Here is a 3,307-nt window from a genome sequence, read left to right as displayed (position 1 = left end):
TGCTTTAAACGCTCTTTAACAATGTGGATTTGATGAAATTAAAGTCTTGTTTTTAACAAGCGCCAAGTAAAAGTAATTTTATCGTTACGAGAAACATGTTTCTTGAACAGACGCCTTCGGGTTATATGGTCAAGTGACAAAGCGTGCACGGTGGATGCCTTGGCAGTCAGAGGCGATGAAGGACGTGGTAACCTGCGAAAAGCGTTGGGAAGGTGGTAAACAACCTGTGATCCAACGATGTCCGAATGGGGAAACCCACCCAACTTGTTGGGTATCTCATACTGAATACATAGGTATGTAGAGGCGAACGAGGGGAACTGAAACATCTAAGTACCCTTAGGAAAAGAAATCAACCGAGATTCCCTTAGTAGCGGCGAGCGAACGGGGACCAGCCCTTAAGTTGGTAAATGGTTAACAGAACGCTCTGGAAAGTGCGGCCATAGTGGGTGAAAGCCCCGTATGTGACAACCTATTGCCAATGAAATCGAGTAGGACGGGACACGTGATATCCTGTCTGAATATGGGGGGACCATCCTCCAAGGCTAAATACTCCTGACTGACCGATAGTGAACCAGTACCGTGAGGGAAAGGCGAAAAGAACCCCTGTGAGGGGAGTGAAATAGATCCTGAAACCGTGTACGTACAAGCAGTGGGAGCGGTCCTTGAGACCGTGACTGCGTACCTTTTGTATAATGGGTCAGCGACTTAATTTCAGTAGCAAGGTTAACCGTATAGGGGAGCCGTAGGGAAACCGAGTCTTAATAGGGCGTATAGTTGCTGGGATTAGACCCGAAACCGAGCGATCTATCCATGGGCAGGTTGAAGGTTGAGTAACATCAACTGGAGGACCGAACCGACTGTCGTTGAAAAGCCAGCGGATGACCTGTGGATCGGAGTGAAAGGCTAATCAAGCTCGGAGATAGCTGGTTCTCCTCGAAAGCTATTTAGGTAGCGCCTCGTGTCTCACCATTGGGGGTAGAGCACTGTTTCGGCTAGGGGGTCATCCCGACTTACCAACCCGATGCAAACTCCGAATACCAATGAGTGCAATCACGGGAGACACACGGCGGGTGCTAACGTCCGTCGTGGAAAGGGAAACAACCCAGACCGCCAGCTAAGGTCCCAAAGTTCTAGTTAAGTGGGAAACGATGTGGGAAGGCTTAGACAGCTAGGAGGTTGGCTTAGAAGCAGCCACCCTTTAAAGAAAGCGTAATAGCTCACTAGTCGAGTCGGCCTGCGCGGAAGATATAACGGGGCTAAAACTAGACACCGAAGCTGCGGATGCACGTAAGTGCATGGTAGAGGAGCGTTCTGTAAGCCGTTGAAGCGGAAGCCGGGAGGCACCGTGGAGGTATCAGAAGTGCGAATGCTGACATGAGTAACGATAAGGGAGGTGAAAAACCTCCCCGCCGGAAGACCAAGGGTTCCTGTCCAACGCTATTCGAGGCAGGGTGAGTCGGCCCCTAAGGCGAGGCAGAGATGCGTAGTCGATGGGAAACGGGTTAATATTCCCGTACTGGTTATAACTGCGATGAAGGGACGGAGAAGGCTAGGCTAGCGCGGCGTTGGTTGTCCGCGTTTAAGGTAGTAGGTTGAGGACTTAGGCAAATCCGGGTCCTTAAGACTGAGAACTGATGACGAGCTCCCATGTGGAGTGAAGTAGTTGATGCCATGCTTCCAGGAAAAGCTTCTAAGCTTCAGGTTATAACGAACCGTACCCCAAACCGACACAGGTGGTCAGGTAGAGAATACTAAGGCGTATGAGAGAACTCGGGTGAAGGAACTAGGCAAAATGGTGCCGTAACTTCGGGAGAAGGCACGCTCCTGACGGTGATCCCCTTGCGGGGTAAGCTGTTGGGAGTCGAAGATACCAGGTGGCTGCGACTGTTTATTAAAAACATAGCACTCTGCAAACACGAAAGTGGACGTATAGGGTGTGACGCCTGCCCGGTGCCGGAAGGTTAATTGATGGGGTTAGCTTCGGCGAAGCTCTTGATCGAAGCCCCGGTAAACGGCGGCCGTAACTATAACGGTCCTAAGGTAGCGAAATTCCTTGTCGGGTAAGTTCCGACCTGCACGAATGGCGTAACGATGGCCACACTGTCTCCACCCGAGACTCAGTGAAATTGAAATCGCTGTGAAGATGCAGCGTACCCGCGGCTAGACGGAAAGACCCCGTGAACCTTTACTATAGCTTCACAGTGGACTTTGACATTACTTGTGTAGGATAGCTGGGAGGCTTTGAAGTGTGTACGCCAGTATGCATGGAGCCAATCTTGAAATACCAGCCTGGTACTGTTGAGGTTCTAACTCAGGTCCCTAATCGGGATCGAGGACATTGTGTGGTGGGTAGTTTGACTGGGGCGGTCTCCTCCCAAAGAGTAACGGAGGAGCACGAAGGTACCCTCAGGCTGGTCGGAAATCAGCCAATGAGTGCAAGCGCATAAGGGTGCTTAACTGCGAGACAGACACGTCGAGCAGGTACGAAAGTAGGTGCTAGTGATCCGGTGGTTCTGTATGGAAGGGCCATCGCTCAACGGATAAAAGGTACTCCGGGGATAACAGGCTGATTCCTCCCAAGAGTTCACATCGACGGGGGAGTTTGGCACCTCGATGTCGGCTCATCACATCCTGGGGCTGAAGCCGGTCCCAAGGGTATGGCTGTTCGCCATTTAAAGTGGTACGCGAGCTGGGTTTAGAACGTCGTGAGACAGTTCGGTCCCTATCTGCCGTGGGCGTTTGAGATTTGAGAAGAGTTGCTCCTAGTACGAGAGGACCGGGGTGAACGAACCTCTGGTGTTCCGGTTGTCACGCCAGTGGCATTGCCGGGTAGCTATGTTCGGACGGGATAACCGCTGAAAGCATCTAAGCGGGAAGCCCCCTTCAAGATGAGATCTCGCTGGGGCCTTGAGCCCCCTAAAGAGCCGTTCAAGACCAGGACGTTGATAGGCTGGGTGTGGAAGCGCTGTGAGGCGTTGAGCTAACCAGTACTAATTGCTCGTGAGGCTTGACCATATAACGCCAAAGGCGTGTGTGAGAGACATGTAAGTGAGTAGGCTGTGGCTGAAAGCGGGTGTAGAGATAAGATTGCTAAGACTTGAGCGTAAAGACAAGACCTTCATCGAATTCATATTGTGACAGTTTATGCTTGGCGACCATAGCGAAGTGGAACCACCTGATCCCATCCCGAACTCAGTAGTGAAACGCTTTAGCGCCGATGGTAGTGTGGGGTCTCCCCATGTGAGAGTAGGTCATCGCCAAGCTTTTATACCGAACCCCTGATTGCGCCTGTCTCTTATACACATCT

Annotated in this window: 2 rRNA genes; both read left to right on the top strand. The window is 51.5% G+C overall.

The annotated features are described in order from the left end of the window. The first annotated feature begins 127 nt into the window (after positions 1-127). Positions 128-3,015 (top strand): 23S ribosomal RNA (locus tag OW491_RS17540). Positions 3,016-3,147: 132 nt separating this feature from the next. Further along, a 5S ribosomal RNA gene (rrf, locus tag OW491_RS17535) occupies positions 3,148-3,263 on the top strand. Positions 3,264-3,307 lie beyond the last annotated feature (44 nt).

The sequence above is a fragment of the Neptunomonas sp. CHC150 genome (assembly GCF_030397555.1).
Classification (GTDB): Bacteria; Pseudomonadota; Gammaproteobacteria; order Pseudomonadales; family Balneatricaceae; genus Neptunomonas; species Neptunomonas phycophila.
The sequence above is the reverse complement of the archived record's forward strand: the minus strand, read 5'-3'. Positions and strand labels throughout refer to the sequence as shown.